At 65.5% G+C, this 19268-nt stretch carries 21 protein-coding genes and 1 pseudogene; 13 read left to right on the top strand and 9 right to left on the bottom strand.

Going from position 1 to position 19268, the window contains the following annotated elements; all coding sequences use genetic code 11:
- Positions 1-50: 50 nt before the first annotated feature.
- Both QUV25_RS07525 and QUV25_RS07520 read left to right on the top strand, forming a co-directional pair.
- Positions 51-335 (top strand): septum formation initiator family protein, encoded by a 285-nt coding sequence (locus QUV25_RS07525; protein ID WP_291010406.1) that lies wholly within the window; start codon positions 51-53, stop codon positions 333-335.
- Between the two features lie 8 nt (positions 336-343).
- Positions 344-1042 carry an ATP-binding protein gene (locus QUV25_RS07520; protein WP_300862855.1) on the top strand — a complete coding sequence of 233 codons (699 nt, stop codon included), beginning with the start codon at positions 344-346 and terminating at the stop codon, positions 1040-1042.
- A 14-nt stretch (positions 1043-1056) separates the two neighbouring features.
- Here the strand turns inward: QUV25_RS07520 and QUV25_RS07515 are convergent, their stop codons facing one another.
- Entirely contained in the window at positions 1057-2037 is a 981-nt protein-coding gene (locus tag QUV25_RS07515) for an Hsp33 family molecular chaperone HslO (RefSeq protein WP_300862853.1), read from the bottom strand.
- Between the two features lie 125 nt (positions 2038-2162).
- The gene (locus tag QUV25_RS07510; protein ID WP_300862851.1) at positions 2163-2687 is read right to left on the bottom strand and encodes a gamma carbonic anhydrase family protein; all 525 of its coding nucleotides are present in this window, start codon (positions 2685-2687) and stop codon (positions 2163-2165) included.
- A 70-nt stretch (positions 2688-2757) separates the two neighbouring features.
- On the opposite strand from QUV25_RS07510, the gene QUV25_RS07505 reads away from it, so the two are divergent.
- Genes QUV25_RS07505 through QUV25_RS07490 form a run of 4 tightly spaced genes read left to right on the top strand, consistent with a single transcriptional unit; the run spans position 2758 to position 6263 of the window.
- Positions 2758-3609 carry a ferritin-like domain-containing protein gene (locus QUV25_RS07505; RefSeq protein ID WP_300862849.1) on the top strand — a complete coding sequence of 284 codons (852 nt, stop codon included), beginning with the start codon at positions 2758-2760 and terminating at the stop codon, positions 3607-3609.
- A gap of 32 nt (positions 3610-3641) precedes the next feature.
- Positions 3642-5057 (top strand): ATP-dependent RNA helicase DbpA, encoded by a 1416-nt coding sequence (gene dbpA / locus QUV25_RS07500; protein ID WP_300862848.1) that lies wholly within the window; start codon positions 3642-3644, stop codon positions 5055-5057.
- 56 nt (positions 5058-5113) lie between these two features.
- The gene (locus tag QUV25_RS07495) at positions 5114-5365 is read left to right on the top strand and encodes a hypothetical protein (RefSeq protein ID WP_300862847.1); all 252 of its coding nucleotides are present in this window, start codon (positions 5114-5116) and stop codon (positions 5363-5365) included.
- Positions 5366-5393: 28 nt separating this feature from the next.
- A complete protein-coding gene (locus tag QUV25_RS07490; protein WP_300862845.1) occupies positions 5394-6263 on the top strand; it encodes a PA4780 family RIO1-like protein kinase in 870 nt (289 codons plus the stop codon).
- A gap of 3 nt (positions 6264-6266) precedes the next feature.
- Here the strand turns inward: QUV25_RS07490 and xerD are convergent, their stop codons facing one another.
- A complete protein-coding gene (gene xerD / locus QUV25_RS07485) occupies positions 6267-7226 on the bottom strand; it encodes a site-specific tyrosine recombinase XerD (RefSeq protein ID WP_300862843.1) in 960 nt (319 codons plus the stop codon).
- 134 nt (positions 7227-7360) lie between these two features.
- On the opposite strand from xerD, the gene QUV25_RS07480 reads away from it, so the two are divergent.
- The 4 genes from QUV25_RS07480 (at position 7361) to QUV25_RS07465 (ending at position 11839) form a co-directional block, all read left to right on the top strand.
- On the top strand, positions 7361-8320 hold the full coding sequence (locus QUV25_RS07480) for a TAXI family TRAP transporter solute-binding subunit (RefSeq protein ID WP_300862842.1): 960 nt from the start codon (positions 7361-7363) through the stop codon (positions 8318-8320).
- 113 nt (positions 8321-8433) lie between these two features.
- Entirely contained in the window at positions 8434-10455 is a 2022-nt protein-coding gene (locus QUV25_RS07475; protein ID WP_300862839.1) for a TRAP transporter permease, read from the top strand.
- Positions 10456-10460: 5 nt separating this feature from the next.
- Positions 10461-10874 (top strand): DUF1850 domain-containing protein, encoded by a 414-nt coding sequence (locus tag QUV25_RS07470; RefSeq protein WP_300862837.1) that lies wholly within the window; start codon positions 10461-10463, stop codon positions 10872-10874.
- A gap of 53 nt (positions 10875-10927) precedes the next feature.
- Complete coding sequence (locus tag QUV25_RS07465; protein WP_300862835.1) at positions 10928-11839, top strand: AEC family transporter; 912 nt, start codon at positions 10928-10930, stop codon at positions 11837-11839.
- Here QUV25_RS07465 and QUV25_RS07460 read toward each other — a convergent pair.
- The 4 genes from QUV25_RS07460 to QUV25_RS07445 form a co-directional block, all read right to left on the bottom strand.
- Positions 11833-12339: a hypothetical protein gene (locus QUV25_RS07460; RefSeq protein WP_300862833.1), complete on the bottom strand. Its 507-nt coding sequence runs from the start codon at positions 12337-12339 to the stop codon at positions 11833-11835. The two genes, QUV25_RS07465 and QUV25_RS07460, sit on opposite strands and share 7 nt — an antisense overlap.
- A 28-nt stretch (positions 12340-12367) precedes the next feature.
- The gene (locus tag QUV25_RS07455) at positions 12368-12991 is read right to left on the bottom strand and encodes a hypothetical protein (RefSeq protein WP_300862830.1); all 624 of its coding nucleotides are present in this window, start codon (positions 12989-12991) and stop codon (positions 12368-12370) included.
- 155 nt (positions 12992-13146) lie between these two features.
- Positions 13147-14178: a mammalian cell entry protein gene (locus QUV25_RS07450; RefSeq protein WP_300862828.1), complete on the bottom strand. Its 1032-nt coding sequence runs from the start codon at positions 14176-14178 to the stop codon at positions 13147-13149.
- A gap of 5 nt (positions 14179-14183) precedes the next feature.
- Positions 14184-14990, bottom strand: coding sequence for an ABC transporter permease (locus tag QUV25_RS07445; RefSeq protein WP_300862827.1), 807 nt, complete (start codon positions 14988-14990; stop codon positions 14184-14186).
- Between QUV25_RS07445 and QUV25_RS07440 the strand changes: the two are divergent.
- Positions 14910-15347 (top strand): annotated as a pseudogene (locus QUV25_RS07440) (hypothetical protein); the annotation flags it as partial. The gene QUV25_RS07445 and the pseudogene QUV25_RS07440 overlap by 81 nt on opposite strands.
- Before the next feature lie 86 nt (positions 15348-15433).
- Here the strand turns inward: QUV25_RS07440 and queG are convergent.
- Positions 15434-16528 carry a tRNA epoxyqueuosine(34) reductase QueG gene (queG, locus tag QUV25_RS07435; protein ID WP_300862824.1) on the bottom strand — a complete coding sequence of 365 codons (1095 nt, stop codon included), beginning with the start codon at positions 16526-16528 and terminating at the stop codon, positions 15434-15436.
- 21 nt (positions 16529-16549) lie between these two features.
- Between queG and tsaE the strand changes: the two genes are divergently transcribed.
- Together tsaE and QUV25_RS07425 are read left to right on the top strand one after the other, a co-directional pair.
- A complete protein-coding gene (gene tsaE, locus QUV25_RS07430; protein ID WP_300863082.1) occupies positions 16550-17080 on the top strand; it encodes a tRNA (adenosine(37)-N6)-threonylcarbamoyltransferase complex ATPase subunit type 1 TsaE in 531 nt (176 codons plus the stop codon).
- Complete coding sequence (locus QUV25_RS07425) at positions 17077-18531, top strand: N-acetylmuramoyl-L-alanine amidase (protein ID WP_300862821.1); 1455 nt, start codon at positions 17077-17079, stop codon at positions 18529-18531. The genes tsaE and QUV25_RS07425 overlap by 4 nt, the downstream gene beginning before the upstream one ends.
- Before the next feature lie 121 nt (positions 18532-18652).
- Here QUV25_RS07425 and QUV25_RS07420 read toward each other — a convergent pair whose 3' ends face one another.
- On the bottom strand, positions 18653-19228 hold the full coding sequence (locus QUV25_RS07420) for a VTT domain-containing protein (protein ID WP_300862820.1): 576 nt from the start codon (positions 19226-19228) through the stop codon (positions 18653-18655).
- Between the last annotated feature and the right edge of the window lie 40 nt (positions 19229-19268).

Below are 19268 nucleotides of genomic sequence, written 5' to 3'. Positions count from 1 at the left end.
TGCCGTGCGCGCCGGCTGCGTCGACGCTGCAGCCTGACTGATTCAGTTCCATGGCGAACCGCTTCATCCCTGCCCTGCTGATCACCTTGCTGATCGTGCTGCACGCGCAGCTCTGGTTTGGTCGGGGCAGCGTGTCGCAGGTGGCGCAGATGAAGCAGGAGCTGGTGGATCTCGAGCAGAGCAACCGCGACGCAAAGCTGCGCAACGAGCAGGTGGCCAACGAAGTGCGCGACCTGCAGGAGGGCCTGGACATGGTCGAGGAACTGGCCCGGCAAGACCTGGGCATGGTCAAGCCCAACGAGATCTTTGTGCAGATCGCACAGACCCGCCCGTGAGGGCGGTGATGGCAGCCAAGACCCCTTCAGATTCAGCCACGCGCGTCCTGCCGGTGGTCTGCCTGCTTGGAGGTGAATCCACCGGCAAAACGGCACTTTCCCTGGCCCTGGCGAAATGCCTTCAAGCCGAACATAGCATGGAGGTGCGCTGCGTGCCGGAGCACCTGCGCGCGTGGTGTGAGGCAGCGGGGCGCGCGCCGCAGGTCCACGAACAAGCCGCGATTGCCCATGAACAAAGCCGCCTGATCGAGCTCGCTGCGGCTGAGCCCGGCGTGCGGCTCGTGATCGCCGATACCTCGGCGCTGATGGTTGCTGCCTACAGCGAGCTGTACTTTCGAGACACCAGCCTGCTGGCCCGGGCGCGCGCCGAACAATCGCGTTACGGCCTGAACCTGGTCATGGGGCTGGATCTGCCCTGGACACCCGACGGCCTGTTTCGCGACGGGCCGGCGCTGCGCGACGCCACCGATGCCTTGATCCGGCGCGAGCTCAATGGCGCCCCACTGCCTTACCAGACCATCTACGGCCGCGGTGAGGCGCGGCTGCAACAGGCCTTGCGTGCGGTGGGCCGCTGGATGGACCGCGCCCTCGTGCCGGAAGACACTGCGCTGACCGAAGGACGAGTGCCTTGGCAGTGCGACAACTGCAGCGATCCGGAGTGTGAACACCGGCTGTTCACCCGTCTGGTGAGAGCCCCCAGGATCTGAGGGAACTCAGCGGCTCAATGCCGCTCGCCACTGCCGGGCGCTTGCTGGGCCGCCTGAAGGAAGATCTGCGCTGCATCCACCGGATCAAAACGGTACTGCGCGCCGCAGAAATCGCAACCTACCTCCACCTGCCCCTGCTCGGCCAGGATGGACTCAACCTCTTCGCGCCCGAGGCCACGCAACATGGCGCTCACCCGCTCGCGCGAGCAGCTGCACGCAAAACGCGGGCCCTGCGCGCCAGCCAGCGGCTCGAAGCGGCGCACATCTTCTTCCCAGAACAGGCGCCGCAGAATCGTGTCGGCGTCCAGCTCCAGCAGTTCCTCGCGTTTGAGGCTGGCGGCCAGAATCGCGATGCGGTTGTAGTCTTCGTTGCGACCGATCTCGTCTTCGTCGCGGCGTGTGACGCCGCTGCCAGACAGGTTGGCCTCACCCTGCAGCGGCAGGCGCTGGATCAGCAAGCCGGCGGCCACGCGGTCGTTGGCAGCCAGCACCAGGCGCGTGTCGAGCTGTTCGCTTTGCAGCATGTAATGCTCGATCACCTCGCTGAGTTTCTCCAGCTTTTCGTGCTGGTCGCCAAACAGCGGCACCACGCCCTGATAGGGTTGCTGGCCCGGCTGGCGATCCTTGGGATCAAGCGTGATGGCACAGCGGCCCAGATTGTTCACGTTGATCATGTGCGACAGCAGCGCCTCTGGACCCACCTCGCCCGTGACGGTGGCGGTGGCGCGCAGGCTGAGGTCGGGCTGCACCTCGGCCACCGCCAGCTTCACCGGCCCGTCGCCCATGATCTGCAGCACAAGCGCGCCATTGAACTTGATGTTGGCCTGCATGAGCGTGGCCGCCGCTGTCATCTCGCCCAGCAGTTCGATCACCGGCAAGGGGTAGCCCCCGGCCTCTTCGCGTCGTTTCAGGATGTCTTGCCAGGCACCGGTCAAACGCACCAACATGCCGCGCACCGGCAGGCCTTCAAAGACAAATTTGTGGAGTTCGGACAAACGCTGCTTTCAAACAATGAATGGCAAAGAAGACGGCGTTTCGCCGCCGGGCCGCCCCAAGGCGAAACAGCCCCCTCGGGGGGCAGCGACCCGCGCAGCGGTGGAGCGTGGGGGGAGCCACATCCCTAGTCGACCTTTTTCAAGGTGTGGCGAAAACGCTGGGCGTTGTCGATGTAGTGCCGTGCGCTCATCCGCAGACCTTCAATCTGTTCGGGCGTGAGCTGGCGAGTGGCTTTCGCCGGGCTGCCGATGATCATGGAGCCATCCGGAAACGATTTGCCCTCGGTCACCAGCGCACCGGCACCGACCAGGCAGTTCTTGCCGATCTTGGCGCCATTGAGCACCACCGCGCCGATCCCGATCAGTGACTCGTCGCCGATCGTGCAGCCGTGCAACATCACCTGATGGCCCACCGTCACGTGCTCGCCCACCACCAGGGGCATGCCGACGTCGGCGTGCAGCACGCTGCCGTCCTGGATGTTGCTGCCCTTGCCAATCGTGATGGTTTCCGTGTCACCGCGCACCGTGACGCCAAACCACACGCTGCTGTCCTCTGCCAGGTGCACGTTGCCAATCACCTGTGCGTTCTCAGCCACCCACGCCGTGTCGGCCAACTGAGGGCTGATGCCATCGAGTTCATAAAGTGCCATCGTCATCTCCTGTAGGTGGCTGGTGCGCATCAACCCATCGGGCTTGCGCGCAAAACCTAGAATTGTAGGGATGCAAGCCAGAGCCGACGTCCCGAGCGCGCCAGACCCGAGCAGCGCGCGCGCGCGGGCACTCACCGCGCTGTGCCTGACCGATCCCCAGGCCAAGATCGATGCCACGCACACGCTGCAGGCGGACAGCTTGAACGCGGCGTTGGCCTGCCGCGTCGATCCCAGCGAACAGCTGAATCTCCCGCCAGGCACCCGCCCACCGGGCCGCCCCAGCCGTCCGGAGCTGATTCCACCCATGCAGGTGCCGCACCGCTCGCCTTTCACCGCAGACGGTCTGGCCGCACTGGTGCACGCCATCGCTCACATCGAGTTCAACGCGATCAACCTCGCGCTGGATGCCACCTGGCGTTTTGCGGGCATGCCAGAGGCGTTTTACCGCGACTGGCTGCGCGTGGCCGATGAGGAAGCGACCCACTTCGGTCTGCTGCACGAGCACCTGCAAAGCCTGGGCCACGACTACGGCGACTTCCCTGCGCACGACGGACTTTGGGAGATGTGCATCAAGACGCAGGACAACGTGACAGCGCGCATGGCCCTGGTGCCGCGCACGCTGGAAGCGCGCGGGCTCGATGCCACGCCACTGATTCAGGCGCGGCTGCGCAAGGTGGGCACGCCAGCGGCCCAACGCGTGGTGGACATTCTGGACATCATCTTGCGCGATGAAATCGGCCATGTCGCGGTGGGCAACCGCTGGTACGGCTGGCTGTGTGCGCAGCAGGCGCTTGATCCCCTGGCCCACTACCGCCAGCTGGCCCGGCAACACGCGGCCCCGCGCCTGAAGCCCCCCTTCAACGACACGGCACGCCGAGCGGCCGGTTTCACCGATACCGAGCTGCAGGCCTTGCACCACTGAGCTTGGCGCCAGGACAGCGCGGATAATCGGGGATGACCTCCCCTTCCCTCGCTCCGCGCGCGCCCGCAGGCACCGACTTCTCCGCCCTCCCCTTGTCGCCGGCCATGCTGGCCAACCTGCAGCAGCTTGGCTACCTGGAAATGACGCCGATCCAGGCCGCCAGCCTGCCACTGGCTCTGCTCGGCAAAGACATCATCGCCCAAGCCAAGACCGGCAGTGGCAAGACCGCCGCGTTTGCGCTCACCCTGCTGGCCAATCTCAATCCGCGGCGCTTCGCCGTTCAGGCCCTGGTGCTTTGCCCCACGCGCGAGCTGGCCGATCAGGTCACCACTGAAATCCGTCGCCTGGCTCGAGCTGAAGACAACATCAAGGTCGTCACCCTGTGCGGCGGCGTGCCGCTGCGCGGTCAGCTCGCCACGCTGGAGCACGGCGCGCACATCGTTGTTGGCACGCCTGGCCGACTCATGGACCACCTGGAGCGCGGCAGCCTGCCGCTGGACGCGCTCAACACCCTGGTGCTCGACGAGGCCGACCGCATGCTCGACATGGGCTTCTACGATGACATGGTCAAGGTGGCCAAACAGTGCCCAAAGGAACGGCAGACTTTGCTGTTCTCGGCCACCTACCCCGAAGGCATCGCCCAGCTGAGCCGGCAGTTCATGCGCGAGCCGATCACCGTGACCGTGGAGGCGCAGCACAGCGGGAACCTGATCGAGCAGCGCTGGTTTGAAGTAAAGGACAGCGAACGGCTGCACGCCGTGGGCCAGTTGCTGGCGCACTTTCGCCCGGCGAGCACGCTGGCGTTCTGCAACACCAAGGCACAGTGCCGCGATCTGGTGGGTGTGCTGAAGGCCCAGGGCATCAGCGCGCTGGCCTTGTTTGGCGAGCTGGAGCAGCGCGAGCGCGACCAGGTGCTGGTGCGCTTTGCCAACCGCAGCTGTTCGGTGCTGGTGGCCACCGACGTGGCCGCGCGGGGTCTCGACATCGCGCAGCTCGAAGCCGTGATCAATGTCGACGTGACGCCCGACCCCGAGGTGCACATCCACCGCATCGGTCGCACCGGCCGCGCGGGCGAAAGCGGTCTGGTGCTCAATCTCGCCAGCCTGGACGAAATGGGTTCGGTCGGCAAGATCGAGGTGCTGCAAGGTCGGCCATCCGAATGGCAGGCCATCACCAGCCTCACACCCGCGAGCCACGCGCCGCTGGTGCCGCCCATGGTCACGCTGCACATCCAGGGCGGTCGCAAGGAGAAGATCCGCCCCGGCGATGTGCTGGGCGCTCTCACCGCCGATCTGGGCTACGCCCGCGAACAGGTCGGCAAGATCAACGTCAACGAATGGTCCACCTACGTCGCGTTGGACCGCGACATCGCCGAGCAGGCGGCCAGGCGGTTGAACGATGGGCGCATCAAAGGGAAGAGCGTGAAGGTGCGCGTGCTGAACGACTGAAAGGCGCTCCACCCTAAAGTGCCCTTTTCAACCCATTTCCCATCTCAAAATCAACCATGTCCGATCAACCGATCCCCGTCGATCCCAACCAGCCAGCCCCCCTGTGCGAAGCCTGCGCCGGCATCCAGCGCGACTGGCGCAAGGCGCCTGGCCACCCCGAGCTGCGCCAGGGCCTGAACCGCAAGGAGCCGCGCCGCCATGGTCAGGTGACGATCACCGAGTACCAGTGCGAGCGCTGCGGCACGCACTGGGACAGCGAGAACGACAAAAACAACCTGAAGGCAGGCTGGTCGGTGGTGGCCCGATGAGCGGCGCGGCCCTCACCCGGTTGCCAGCATGAAGGCGCCACCCCGCCTGCAGTCCCTGGTCGAAGAGGGGCTGATCGACTCGGTGGTGCGCCAGCTCATGAGCGGCAAGGAAGCCATGGTCTATGTGGTGCGGTGCGGCGACGAAACGCGCTGCGCCAAGATCTACAAAGAGGCCAACAACCGCAGCTTTCGCCAGGCAGTGGACTACACCGAAAACCGCAAGGTGAAAAACTCCCGCCAGGCGCGCGCCATGGCCAAGGGGAGCAAGTTCGGCCGGCAGGCACAAGAGGCCGCATGGCAGAGCGCCGAGGTGGACGCGCTGTATCGCCTGGCTGCCGCCGGCGTTCGCGTGCCGCAGCCTTACAACTTCTTCGACGGCGTGTTGCTGATGGAGCTGGTGACCGATGCCGACGGCGACGCCGCACCGCGCCTCAACGATGTGGCCTTCACCCCCGAACAGGCCTTGCACCACCACACCACGCTGATCGGCGAGGTGGTGCGCATGCTGTGCGCGGGCGTGGTGCACGGCGACCTGTCCGAATTCAACATCCTGCTGGCGCACTCGGGCGAAGCCGATGGCGTGGACTTCCCGGTCATCATCGACCTGCCGCAGGCGGTGGACGCGGCTGGCAATAACCACGCCCAGCGCATGCTGATGCGCGATGTGGCCAACCTGCGCGATTTCTTTGGCCAGTTTGCGCCCGCGCTCAAGCGCACCGCCTACGGGCCTGAGATCTGGAGCCTGTACCAGGCGGGTCTGCTCGGGCTGGACACGGTGCTGACCGGCCAATACACCCGCGCGCCCGGTGAGGTGGACCTGGCCAGCGTGATGCGCGAGATCGACGATGCGCGCGATGAAGATGCTGCGCGTCGCGAACGCATGGCCGCACCGCGCTGAACATCAACCCCGCGGATGGTGCTGCGCCACGATGCTCTTGAGGCGCTCACGCGCCACATGGGTGTAGATGGTGGTGGTGGAGATGTCTGCGTGGCCCAGCAGCAGCTGCACCACGCGCAGGTCGGCGCCGTGGTTGAGCAAATGGGTCGCAAACGCATGGCGCAGGGTGTGGGGCGATAGCGCCAAGGTGATGCCGGCCTGCTGCGCGTATTTTTTCACCAGGTTCCAGAACATCACGCGGCTCATGGCCTCGCCAGCGCGTGTGCCGCGCGAGGTCACGAACAGGTCTTCGCTCTGCTGCCCCGCCAGCACCTCGCGCCGTCCCTCGGCCAGCCAGGTCTGCAGCCACTGCCCAGCCACCTGGCCAAACGGAACCAAGCGCTCCTTGTTGCCCTTGCCGGTGATGCGCAACACCTGCTCGTTGTGGCCAACGTGGTAGGTCTTGAGCGTGACCAGTTCGCTCACCCTCAAGCCGCTGGCGTACATGAGCTCCAGCATGGCGCGATCGCGCTGGCCCAGCGGCGTGGCGGTGTCGGGCGCGTTCAGCAGCGCCTCCACCTGCGCCTCGCTCAACGTCTTGGGCACACGCAGCGGCTGGCGTGCAGCCAGCAGCCGAAGCGTCGGGTCGGCATTAACCAGGCGCTCGCGCAGCGCCCAGCGAAAGAAGCGCTTGAAGACGGTGAGGCGGCGGTTGGCGGTGGTGGCACGGGTCTGTGTGTGGCGCTCGGCGAAGTAGGCGTTGAGGTCGGCCTCGGTGGCCTGGGCAATGGCGCGTCTGCGTGGCGCCAGCCACTCGCCCAGCAGCGTGAGGTCGCGCCGATAGGCGTCCAGGGTGTTGCGCGAGAGACCTTCTTCGAGCCACAGTGCGTCAACAAACGCGCCTGCACTGGCCTCGCTCGCCAGAGCTTCTGGAGAACCCTGGACGCTGGCTGCTGAATGGGCGGTGTCGCGATGGCGTGGCATGGTGACAGGTCGAAAAAGAAGGTGCGTCTCGGGGAAAACCCGACTCAGCCACTACGCGTTTCCCGGGGTGATCGATGAAGGCAATTGGGGTATTCTGCCCGTCTGCTTCCCTTTCACCCTCAGGAGATTCATCTATGCGTTTGCTTCACAAAGTCGGTCTGGGGCTCAGCCTCGCTGCCGCCGTTGCCTCTGGCGCGGCTGTGGCCCAGCAGCAGCAGTTCATCAACATCCTCACCGGCGGCCAGAGCGGCGTGTACTACCCCGTGGGTGTGGCGCTGTCGCAGATCTTCGCCAAAGACATCCCCAACGTGCGCTCCACCGCACAGGTGACCAAGGCCTCGGCCGAAAACCTCAACCTGCTCCAGGCCGGCCGGGGGGAGCTGGCCATTGCGCTGGGCGATGCCGTCTCCGACGCCTGGCAGGGCAACGCCGAAGCCGGCTTCCCCAAGAAACTGGACAAGCTGCGCGGCCTCTCGGGCACCTACAACAACTACATCCAGATCGTGGCCAGCGCCGACTCGGGCATCAAGACCCTGGCCGACCTCAAAGGCAAGCGCGTCTCCGTGGGCGCGGCCAAGTCGGGCACCGAGCTCAATGCGCGCGCCGTCTTCAAGGCTGCCGGCCTGAACTACGCCGACATGGCCAAGGTGGAGTACCTGGGCTTTGGCGAGTCGGTGGAGCTGATGAAGAACCGCCAGCTCGACGCCACCTTGCAGTCTGCCGGCCTGGGCGTGGCTTCGATCCGTGACCTGTCCACGGCGATCAAGATCGTGGTGATTCCGGTGCCCGCCGATGTGGTGACCAAGGTGGGGGATGCGGCCTACCAGCCCGCCATGATCCCGGCCAACACCTACACCGGCCAGACCGAAGCCATCCCCACGGCAGCCATCACCAACTTCCTGGTGACCCACAGCGATGTGTCGGATGATGTGGCCTACCGCATGGCCAAGGCCATGTACGACAACATCGAAACCCTCTACGCCGCGCACAACGCGGCCAAAGTGATCAAGCGCGAGAACGCCATCAAGGGCATGCCGATCCCCCTGCATCCAGGCGCCGAGAAGTACTATCGTGAAGTTGGCCTGATCAAGTAAGCCCGGCTGGCGCGCCCGAGCCCTGCGGCAACGGCGCGCCTTTCTCGTCAGCGGCCCCACCCGGGGCCGCTGTCACGTGGGCACCGACCAGGCCCTCCAGCGGACATGTCTCCATGAACGAAGCCGAACAACACCAAAGCAACACCGTGCGCGGCGCCCTCTTCTGGATCGCGATCGCGTTTTCGTGCTACCAGATCTGGATGGCGTCGTTCCATCCCCTTTCCAGCCAGGTGATACGTGCGATCCACGTCGGCTTTGTGCTGCTGATGATCTTCAGCCTTTATCCACCCATGAATGGCAAGAGCGCCAGCTGGCGCGCACTCGGCTGGGTGCTGGGCATCGCGGGTTTCCTGACCGGGCTCTACCAGTGGGTGTTCGAGGCCGACCTGACGCAGCGCGCCGGTGACCTCACTCAGGCCGACTGGGTGGTGGGCGTGATCCTGGCCGTGCTGGTGTTCGAAGCGGCAAGGCGCGTGATGGGTTGGGGTCTGCCGTTGATCTGCGGCATCTTTCTGCTTTACGCGCTGTTCGGTCAGCACCTGCCGGGCATGCTGGCACACCGCGGCTATGGCGTGGACCAGATCGTGAGCACGCTCAGCTTCGGTACCGAAGGCTTCTACGGCACACCCACCTACGTCTCCAGCACCTTCATTTTCCTGTTCATCCTGTTCGGCGCTTTTCTGGAACAGGCCGGCATGATCAAGCTGTTCAACGACTTCGCCATGGGCACGGTGGGCCACACGCGCGGCGGCCCGGCCAAGGTGTCGGTGATTTCTTCGGGCCTCATGGGCACCATCAACGGCTCGGGTGTGGCCAACGTGGTCACCACTGGGCAGTTCACCATTCCGCTCATGAAGCGCTTTGGCTACAGCCCCGCGTTTGCCGGCGGCGTGGAAGCCACTTCCAGCATGGGCGGACAGATCATGCCGCCGGTGATGGGCGCGGTGGCATTCATCATGGCCGAGACCATCAACGTACCTTATCTGGAGATCGTGCAGGCGGCGGTGATCCCAGCCATCCTGTACTTCGTCACCGCGTTCTGGATGGTGCACCTGGAGGCTGGTCGCAAAGGGCTGGTGGGCCTGCCCAAAGAAGAGTGTCCGAACCCCTGGACGGCGGTGCGCGAGCGCTGGTACCTGCTGATTCCGCTGGCCGGTCTGGTGGCCTTGCTGTTCTCCGGCTTCACGCCGCTGTTCTCCGGCTCCGTGGGTCTGGCACTGACGGTGATCCTGATCTTTGGTGCGGCCGTGATCGGTGGCGTGCAGGGCACGCCCTTGCGCATGCTGTTCTGGGTGCTGCTGGGCTTTGCCTGCGCGGGCTTCCTGCAATTTGGCGTGATCGCCTTTTTTGTGGTGACGCTGGTGCTGGTGGCACTGACCTACATCCGCAAGGTGGGCGCCGATGCCCGTGCGCTGGCCATCAAGGCCCTGGTGGAAGGCGCGCGCCACGCACTCCCCGTGGCCATTGCCTGCGCCCTGGTCGGCGTGATCATCGGTGTGATCAACCTCACCGGCGTGGCGGCCGAGCTTGGCGGTCACATCATCGCCATTGGGCGCGAGAGCCTGTTTCTCGCGCTTTTGCTCACCATGCTGACTTGCCTGGTGCTGGGCATGGGCATTCCCACCATTCCCAACTACATCATCACCAGCTCGCTCGCCGCACCGGTGCTGCTGGAACTGGGCGTGCCGCTGATCGTCTCGCACATGTTCGTGTTCTATTTCGGCATCATGGCCGACCTCACACCGCCGGTGGCACTGGCCTGTTTCGCGGCGGCGCCCATCGCGCGCGAGACCGGGCTGAAAATCAGCATGCAGGCGATCCGGGTGGCCATCGCCGGTTTCATCGTGCCCTTCATGGCGGTCTACAGCCCGGCGCTCATGCTGCAGAGCGGCACCTGGGTGGATACCAGCTGGATCGTGTTCAAGGCGCTGGTGGCAATCGCCATGTGGGGCGCGGGTGCCATCGGCTTCCTGTTTGGTCCGCTGAACTGGGCTGAACGCATCGTGGCCATTGGCGCGGCCAGCTTCCTCATCGTCGCCCTGCCGCTGACCGACGAGATCGGCCTGGGCGCGGTGGCGGTGTTCATTGCCTGGCACGCCTGGCGCACACGGGCACAGCGCGCTGTGGCGGCCTGAGCGCCATGGCGCTGCTGGGTGTGTGCCTGGCGCTCGCCGCGGCAGGGCCGGCGGCGGTGCCGGTCTTCGTGCCGGTGGAGCGCTTCACCCTGGCCTGGACCCACTCGATCGAAAAGGTGCGATGGGAGGAAGACTATGCGGTGGTGCCGGGCGAACCACCCACGCTCAAGGCGCTCACAGCGCGCGTGCGCGGCTCGGCCGCCGGCATGGAGCCGCCCGCCGACGCGGTGCTTCGCAACGGCTGGTACGAATACACGCCCACCACCTGGTCGCCTGATGGCCTGCGCCTAACCCGGTCCGTCTACACGGCAGACTACGACTGGTGCACCGCGGCCGGCTGTGCGCCCATGCACCAGCTGCTCCGGTCCGATGGCGGCATCACTCTGCTCACGCCTTGCAACCCACCCCCGCAGCGCTGACCAAGGCGACAGCCAGCACAGATGCCACACGGCTCATCGGGTAACCTCCCGCGGTGAACTTTGCCCAGCTGCTCTTCCCCGATTTTTCGCTGATCCTGATCGGCTACCTGCTGTGCCGCTTCACCGCACTGAATCGCTCGGTCTGGAGTTCGATCGACAGCCTGGTCTACTACTTCCTGTTCCCGGTGCTGCTGTTCCAGGCGATCGTGAAGAGCCCGCTGGAACTGGGCGCCACCTCCAGCCTGATCGGCGCAGCGCTCTGCCTGGCCGCCGGTGGCATTGCCCTGTCGTACTCGCTGCCGCACTGGCCATGGCTCGGCAAGCGGTTTGACCTGCGCCTGCACGCCGCCAGCTCGCAGGTGGCGTTTCGCTTCAACTCGTTCATCGCGCTGGCACTGGCGAGCAAGGTCGCCGGTCCGCAAGGGCTGCAACTCATTGCGGTGATCATCGGCGTAACCGTGCCGCTGCTGAACGTGGCTGCCGTCTGGCCCATGGCGCGCCACGCAGAAAAACACTTTGCTGGCGAGCTGCTGCGCAACCCGCTCATCATCGGTACCGCCTCAGGCCTGGTGGCCAACCTGCTGGGCTTGAGCATCCCGCCATGGCTGGACCCCACCGTGACCCGCATCGGCCAGGCCGCCCTCGCCCTGGGCCTGATGGCCGCCGGTGCCGGCATGCAGTTCCGCTCGCTGCAGGCGGCCAAGACGCTGGGCTTGCTGATGCTGAGCATCAAACACCTTGCCATGCCCCTCATGGCCTTCGGCTTCGCGAGGCTCTTTGCACTCGATGCGGTGCAGACCACGGTGCTGCTCATGTTCTCTGCCGTGCCCACCGCCTCCAGCTGCTATGTGCTGGCCGCGCGCATGGGCTACAACGGCCCCTACGTGGCCGGCCTGGTCACGCTGTCTACCCTGCTGGGCATGGTGAGCCTGCCGTTTGCGCTCGGGGTGCTCGGCGGTCAGTAGCCAGATAACGCTGCCTGAATCAACTCTGAAATCCACTCCACCTCTCCTCGCGCAAACCACTTCCCAACCCAAGTAAGTCCCACGCTGAGGCCGAAAAAGAGAAGACCATACAAAGGGAACATCAAATCGTTGATAGCCCCGGACATGACACTTCCCAATGCCAAGAGCATCCAGCAAGAGATAAACACCAGAGAGCTTGCATTGAAAGCCATGGTCCACCGAGACTGCCGGAATTCGCCGCGGAGAACCACCCGGTCATCCACGACGTCGAACTTTCCAAAGAAAATGGGACGAAAAGAGTTGCCGATGAAAGGCACGACTCGATGCAAGACAACTCTGGATTCACTGATGTGGGCAATGGCAAACTGCCCGGCGAATGAGGACAGAAAAGACCGACCCGTTGCACGCTTGAGTCGCTCCATGGACTCCTGAAGGTCGAAGCGACAGCGAAATACTTTCGCCTGTTTGCCAAAGTACAGATCCCAAAGCAGTCGCAACATCGCTATCGCTCGAAAGTCCATAAGGTCTTCAGCGTTCGGGTACCAGCACCATATCTATCCGCCGCTGAATCCTTTCCACCTCATCGGCCGCACCCCCCGCCTGCGCCCGCTGCTGCTCCACCTTCAGCCAGGCCAGCAAAGGCCGGCGCCAGCCCTGGGCCGAGGCGGCTCCCACTGCCTGTGTGATCACGCCAGGCGTGGCCTGCCTGCGGCGCAGCAGAACGCCAGCAGCAACCAGGCGAGAAAGTGGGTCCTGAATACCGGCCAGCGCGCCATCGGGCAACGCCGAGCCACCAGCTAGGCCTCGATGCACCTCGGGCAGCAAAGCTGCATCCGCCGGCTGAGCCTTGCCTTCAAGATACCGCGCGTAGGCCTGCTCGTCCGGCGCCGCGTCTGCCGCGAGGGCCTCGTACCCGGCACAAGGTTCGAATTCCAGCGCCGCCACCCGAGTGGCGCACCGCAGCAGTTCCACCCGGGCCAGCAGATCCGGCCGGCCGGTCCGTGCCACTTCGCTGCGCGCGCGTGCGAATTCCACCAGCTCGATCTTGCTGTTGCCGCTGAGCCAGGCATCGGCTGCCCGCTCCACGCTGCCCTTGACGTTCATCTGCCAGTCGGGGGGCGGGGGCGTGCTGGAGCAGGCTGCTAGGATCAAGCCCAGAATGCTGAGCGCAAGCCAATGCGCAAACGAAGTCATCTGTCCAATAGAAGAGAAGCCACCCAGCAAACACCGCGGAGCCGGCTTCGCCGGACCGCAGGCATCGCCCCGTTGAGGGGGTGACAACGAAGTCGGCGTGGGGGTGATCTTGTTCACGGCAGTCTGATCTCCGTATCCCGCGCAAACGGCCATTTGCGATTGATCTCGTTCACGAGCCCGTCGACCTTGCGCAGGCTGGCCTCCACATCGGCGCGCAGCGCGCTCAGGTCGACCGTGGCTTCGCGGGTGTTGCTGGCGATGCCTTGCGCTTCCACCAGCACCGCATCCACCTTTTGCAGCGTGCCGCGAGCCTCGCTCAGCAGGCCATTGAGCTGCTGCACCGTGGCGCGAGCGTCGCTGACCAACCCGCCCTGTCCAGGTGCTGCGCCGGTACCGAATACCTGGCGGTCGGCATTGGCCACCAGGGTGTCGAGCCGCTGGGTCAGGCCATCGGCCCGCGCCAGCAAGGCGTTGGCCCGGTCCAGTGCGGCGGCCACCTTCCTGGCGTCGGTCTCGTTGCCCAGCAGCAGGCCCATGGCACCCTGCGGGCCGTTGAGCTTTTCGGTCGCGGTCTGCACATTGGCCAGGCTTTGAGAAAGCGGTGCACCGGCCTTGGTGAGATCGTTCAGGTTGTCCAGCAGGTCGCGGATCGACGCGGTGAGTCTCGGGATTTCGGCCGACGCATCACCACGCAGCACCTGGCGCTCGGCGCCATCGGGCAGCGGCGGGTCTTCCAGCACACCGCTGTAGGCGCGGATGCGGGTACTGCCGACCAGGCTGCGCTCCATGGTGAAGATGCTGGAGGTGCGCAGCCAGCGCGCGTCCTTCTCGGGCACATCGATCAGGATGCGCGCATTGCCATCGGGACCAAGTTCAATGCGTGCCACCCGTCCGATGGCAAATCCGGCGAAGGTCATGTCCATGCCGACCACCACGCCCTCGGAGTCGTCGGAAATCAGCACCAGGCGCTGGGTGCGCTCGAACGCACCCCGGGCGTACAGCACGTAGAGCGCCGAACCGACCACCAGCACCAGCATGAGGAGCAGCAGGAGCGCGGCCTTCAGCTCCAGGTATTTCACTGGCGGCTGCGGATCGGGCGGTAGGCCCGAGGGCGATGGCTGCGGGGGCGCGCTGGGCGTGTTCATGGGGCTCAATAGTAGTTGCCCAACAGGGATACGACCTCGATCAGCAACACCACCGAAAACAGGCGTGCAAATTCGGATATGTCGCTGCGTCGGCTGTACCGCCCCTGGGCGTCTCGCTGCGCGCTGGCGGCCAGAGGCACCACCGCGACCGCCAGGCTGAAAAACAGCGTCTTCAGGCTGAAGATCAGCGTGACCGCGGGGGTGAACACCCCGCCCACGCTGCGCGTGTAGCCGGGCAAGCCCCAGGGTGAGAACCCGTAAACGGTGAGGTAGGTCAGCACCAGCGCCACCACACAGCTGAGCGCCGCCAGCAGCAGCACGGAAAAAACGGCGGCCAGCGCGCGCGGCAACAACTCGCTGCGCAGCAAAGCCTGCTCATCCACCTCGCCACCTGCGCGCTGCAGATCGGACAGCTTCTTGCGCACCCTCTGCGCGCCTGGCATCGCATAGCGCACGGCCACAAAAAGGGCGGCGTAGAGCGGGATCAGCTCCAGCACCAGCGTGCGCACCAGCACCTCCAGCGCGTACTGCGTGAGCCCATAGCTGAGCGCAGTGGCCACGACGATGCGGATCAGCACCACGCTCACCAGCGCCGAGAGCACCAGAAAACCCGTCAGCAAGGGCGCGGTAGCCAGGTAGAGATTGCTCAACACCGCGGCGCGCTGAGCACCATGTCGGTAGCTCGATGGCATGAAGGCCAGCACCACGATCTGCGCGCCCAGCAACAGCACATGCCACCAGGCCACCCACGTCGCGCGCACCCGCGTACCCCAGTGGCTGAGGGCTGTTTGGGCGCTGGAGATGGGGTCCATAAGAAGATGATAGTCCTCGCATTCGGCACGGGCCCAAGTCCAAACCATCGACGTGGATTCACCCGGCCCTTTCGGCGGCAGGCGGCGCCGTGGCGCATCTGGCGGCGATCGACAAGGAGGGCTGCATCAACGCGGTCGATCGCAAGACGGACAGGGTCAAGACCAGCGGCGAAAAGGGTGGCCAGCCGCGAGGTGGAAGCGTTGACTGACCGCCTGCCTGCGGTGAGCGAGGTGGCGGTGGACGACCTGCCCGATGCCAAGTGGGGCGAGGCGGTCACGGTGATCGTGGTGCCCAAAGCCGGGCACGCGCTGAGCGAAGACGAGGTGGTGGCGCACTGCAGCGAACAAACGGCGCGCTTCAAGGCCCCCGAGCGCGTGGTCTTCGCTCTGGTGCTGCCGAAGCATCCAAGCGGCAAGCGGCTCAAGCGCAAGCCGCGACAGCGCTACGCCTGCGACGACTGCGCCAGCGCCCACACCACATGCTCTCGCACCAGCGCGCTCGGGTGCTCGGCAGACTGCGCCAGCGCGGCGCGCAACGGTGAGGCGTCAACAGCGGGCAAGACACGCAAAGCGTTGCCCAGAGCCACGGCAATGTTGCGTTGCCAGCGCTCGTGGCCGATGCGCCGGATCGGGCTGCCCTCGGTGCGGCGCAGGAACTCGGCTTCGGTCCAGCCGAACAGCTCGACCAGCGTGGCGCCCGACAGGCCCTCGCGCGAGTCAAAGTCGGGCAAGGGGCTGCGCTGGGCGTATTTGTTCCAGGGGCAGACCAGCTGACAGTCGTCGCAGCCATAGATCCGGTTGCCGATGAGCGGGCGCAGCGCCTCGGGAATCGCGCCGGCGTGCTCGATCGTGAGGTAAGAGATGCAAAGGCGCGCATCAAGCCGCCCTGGAGCCACGATGGCCTGGGTCGGGCAGGCGCTGATGCAGGCGCTGCAGGCTCCGCAGTGGTCGGACACCGGTTTGCCGGGTGGCAGCGCGATATCGACAAAGATCTCGCCCAGGAAAAACATGGAACCACCCTCGCGGTGGAGCACCAGCGTGTGCTTGCCGCGCCAGCCCTGGCCGCTGCGCACCGCCAGCTCGGCTTCAAGCACGGGCGCGGAATCGGTGAATACGCGGTGACCCAGCGGCCCCACCGCTGCTTCGATGCGACAGGCGAGCTTTTGCAGGCGCGCACGCAGCACCTTGTGATAGTCCCTGCCTCGCGCATAAAGCGACACCACGGCTTCCCCCGGTCGCTGCAAGCGCGCAAGCTCGCGGGTCTGCCATTCATCGGGCGTGCCGCTCGGCAGATAGTCCATGCGCACGGTGATCACGCTCAGCGTACCGGGCACCAGTTCGGCGGGACGCGCTCGCGCCATGCCATGCCGCGCCATGTAGGTCATCTCACCGTGACATCCTTGCGACAACCAGGCTTTCAGACCCGGTTCAGCGGTCGACAGATCCACCCCGGCCACCGCAATTTGCGAAAATGACAGCTCTTCGGCCCAAACCGCTATGTCTGAGACGAGTTGAACAGCATCGATTTCCGCCTTCATGAGCCTTCCATTGTAGAAAAGCTGCGCCCCGCGGCGTGGGTAACTCAATGGGCGTCTGAAGCCGAGACGCAGGCATTTGCCCGCCGCCTGGCGGCCTGTCCTGCCATCGTGAATTGCAGCCTCTCATTGCAGGGAGACCTGGGCGCTGGCAAAACCACCCTGGTTCGGCACCTGCTTCGCGCACTCGGCGTGCAGGGCCGCATCAAGAGCCCCACCTACGCGGTGGTCGAGCCTCACACCGCCGATGCCTGCGCACACCAGCCACCCGGAGTGCCGCTCATGATCTGGCACTTCGATTTCTACCGCTTCAACGATCCGCGCGAATGGGAAGACGCCGGCTTTCGCGAACTTTTCACCAGTCCTGGCCTCAAGCTGGTGGAGTGGCCCGAGCGCGCCGCTGCTTACCTGCCGCCCATGGACGCCCAAATTCACTTACAAACCGCACCCATGAACGACGCTTTCCCGTCCGACGATGAAGATACGCCACGCCAGGTGACCGTGACCCCGCTAAGCCCCACCGGCGAGCAACTGCTTGCCGCCCTGCAGGCATGATGAGACTGCCGGCTGCGCTCAACCGCCGCTCGCTGCTGCGGGTGGGGTCCCTGGTGCTGCTGATCGGCACCCAGCAGATTGCGCGCGGTGCCAGCGTGGTGGCGGTGCGGCTGTGGCCGGCGCAGGACTACACGCGGGTGACCATCGAGTCCGACGGCGAACTCAAGGTGCGCGAGATCATCGACACCGACCCGAAACGCCTGCAGGTCGAGATCGAAGGCCTCGACCTGGTCGCGGGGCTGCGCGAGCTGGTCGGCCAGTTGCGCAGCAGCGACCCCAACATTTCGAGCATCCGCGTGGTGCCTTCCATCCCCAACCGGGTGTGGCTCGATCTTGCGCTCAAGCAAGCGGTCAAACCCCAGGTGTTCAATCTGGCGCCAGTGGCGGCCTACCAGCACCGCCTGGTGCTCGATATCTTTCCCTTCAACCCGCCCGACCCGCTGGAGCAGCTGATCGCGCAGCGCGTGCGCGAGCTTGACGCGGCCAGCGAGCGCGCAGCGCGCCTGCTGGGCGGAGAAACCGATGCGCTGGGCAGCGCCGCGATCAACGATCCTCTGGGCGATCTGATCGCCGAACGCATTTCACCCAACCGCCTGCCTGGTCCCACCGTGGCCGCGAGCACGCCGCCCACCCCATCTGGCACCGATCGCGCTGGCGTGGGCGCTACCGTGAGCGCCAATCGGTCTGCACCTGCCGCGCCCCGCGCGGCCAGCAATCAGCGGCCCACCGACCGCCTCATCATCGTGGCGCTCGACCCAGGCCATGGCGGCGAGGACCCGGGGGCCATCGGCCCAGGGGGCACGCGGGAAAAAGACGTGGTGCTTCAGGTGGCGCACAAGCTGCGCGACCGCATCAACGCCACCAAGGTCAACGGCAGCCCCATGCGCGCCTTCCTCACGCGCGACGCCGACTTCTTCGTGCCGCTCAACGTGCGCGTGCAAAAAGCCCAGCGCGTGAGTGCCGATCTGTTCATCAGCATCCACGCCGACGCCTTCTACACCCCCAAGCCACAAGGCGCGAGCGTGTTTGCGCTGAGCACCAGAGGCGCGAGCAGCGCGGCGGCGCGCTGGATGGCCAACAAGGAAAACGCCGCCGATCTGGTCGGTGGCGTCAACGTCAAGAGCAAAGACGCCACCCTGCAGCGTGCCCTGCTCGACATGAGCACCACCGCCCAGATCAAGGACAGCCTGAAGCTGGGCAGCGCCATGCTGGTCGAGGTGGGTCGTGTCGGTAGGCTGCACAAGCCGCGGGTCGAGCAGGCCGGCTTTGCGGTGCTCAAGGCGCCAGACATCCCCAGCGTGCTGGTCGAAACCGCCTTCATCAGCAATCCGGAGGAAGAGGTGCGGCTGAAAAGCGAGTCCTATCAGAACAGCCTCGCTGATGCGCTGCTCAAGGGCATCGTCAAATACTTTTCGCAGAACCCGCCACTGGCACGCAGCCGATCGGTCTGAGGGTTTCCCGCGCCGCCTTCGGCGTCGACCCTGACGGGCGACTCAGGCTATGCGGCGCGGTCCGTTCCAGACTGGCCTGAATCAACGACGTCTTTGTGGCGCTGCCCTCGCAGAGCAGGCGTCAGCGCAAAGCCAGGTAGACCACGCCCACCAGCACCACGGCGCCCCACCCCATCCACTCCATGAACGGGCGGATGCGGGGCTCCATGGCGGGGCCGAAGCGGGCCATGAGCCAGCTCACCAGAAAAAAACGACCGCCCCGGCCCACGATGGACGCCGCCACAAACGGGATCACGGCCATGCCCATGCCGCCCGCCGCCAGAGTGAACACTTTGTAGGGGATGGGCGAAAAGCCGGCGATGAAGACCGCGGCAAAACCCCAGCGGTCAAACCAGCTCTGCGCAGTGGCCAGCTTGCCCGTCCAGCCCATCTGGTCGACCCAGGGGATCAGGGCGTCCAGTGCCCAGGCGCCCAGGATGTACCCAAGCAAGCCGCCCAACACCGACGTAAGTGTCGTGAGCAAAGCCAGCTGCCACCAGCGATTCGGGCGCGCCAGGCACATCGGCATGAGCATCACGTCGGGCGGGATGGGGAAAAAGGACGATTCAGCGAAACTGAGGCCGCCCAGGTACCAGGGCGCCTTGGGGTGGCGGCTCCAGGTGATGACGCGGTCGTACAGCGGTTCGAACAGTTTCAAGGGGAGCTCGTGAGTCGGTGGATCGGGGGCTGCAAGCCCT

Source organism: Hydrogenophaga sp., from assembly GCF_030373245.1.
In the GTDB taxonomy this organism is placed as follows: Bacteria; Pseudomonadota; Gammaproteobacteria; order Burkholderiales; family Burkholderiaceae_C; genus Hydrogenophaga.
This window is presented reverse-complemented; position numbering and strand designations above follow the sequence as displayed.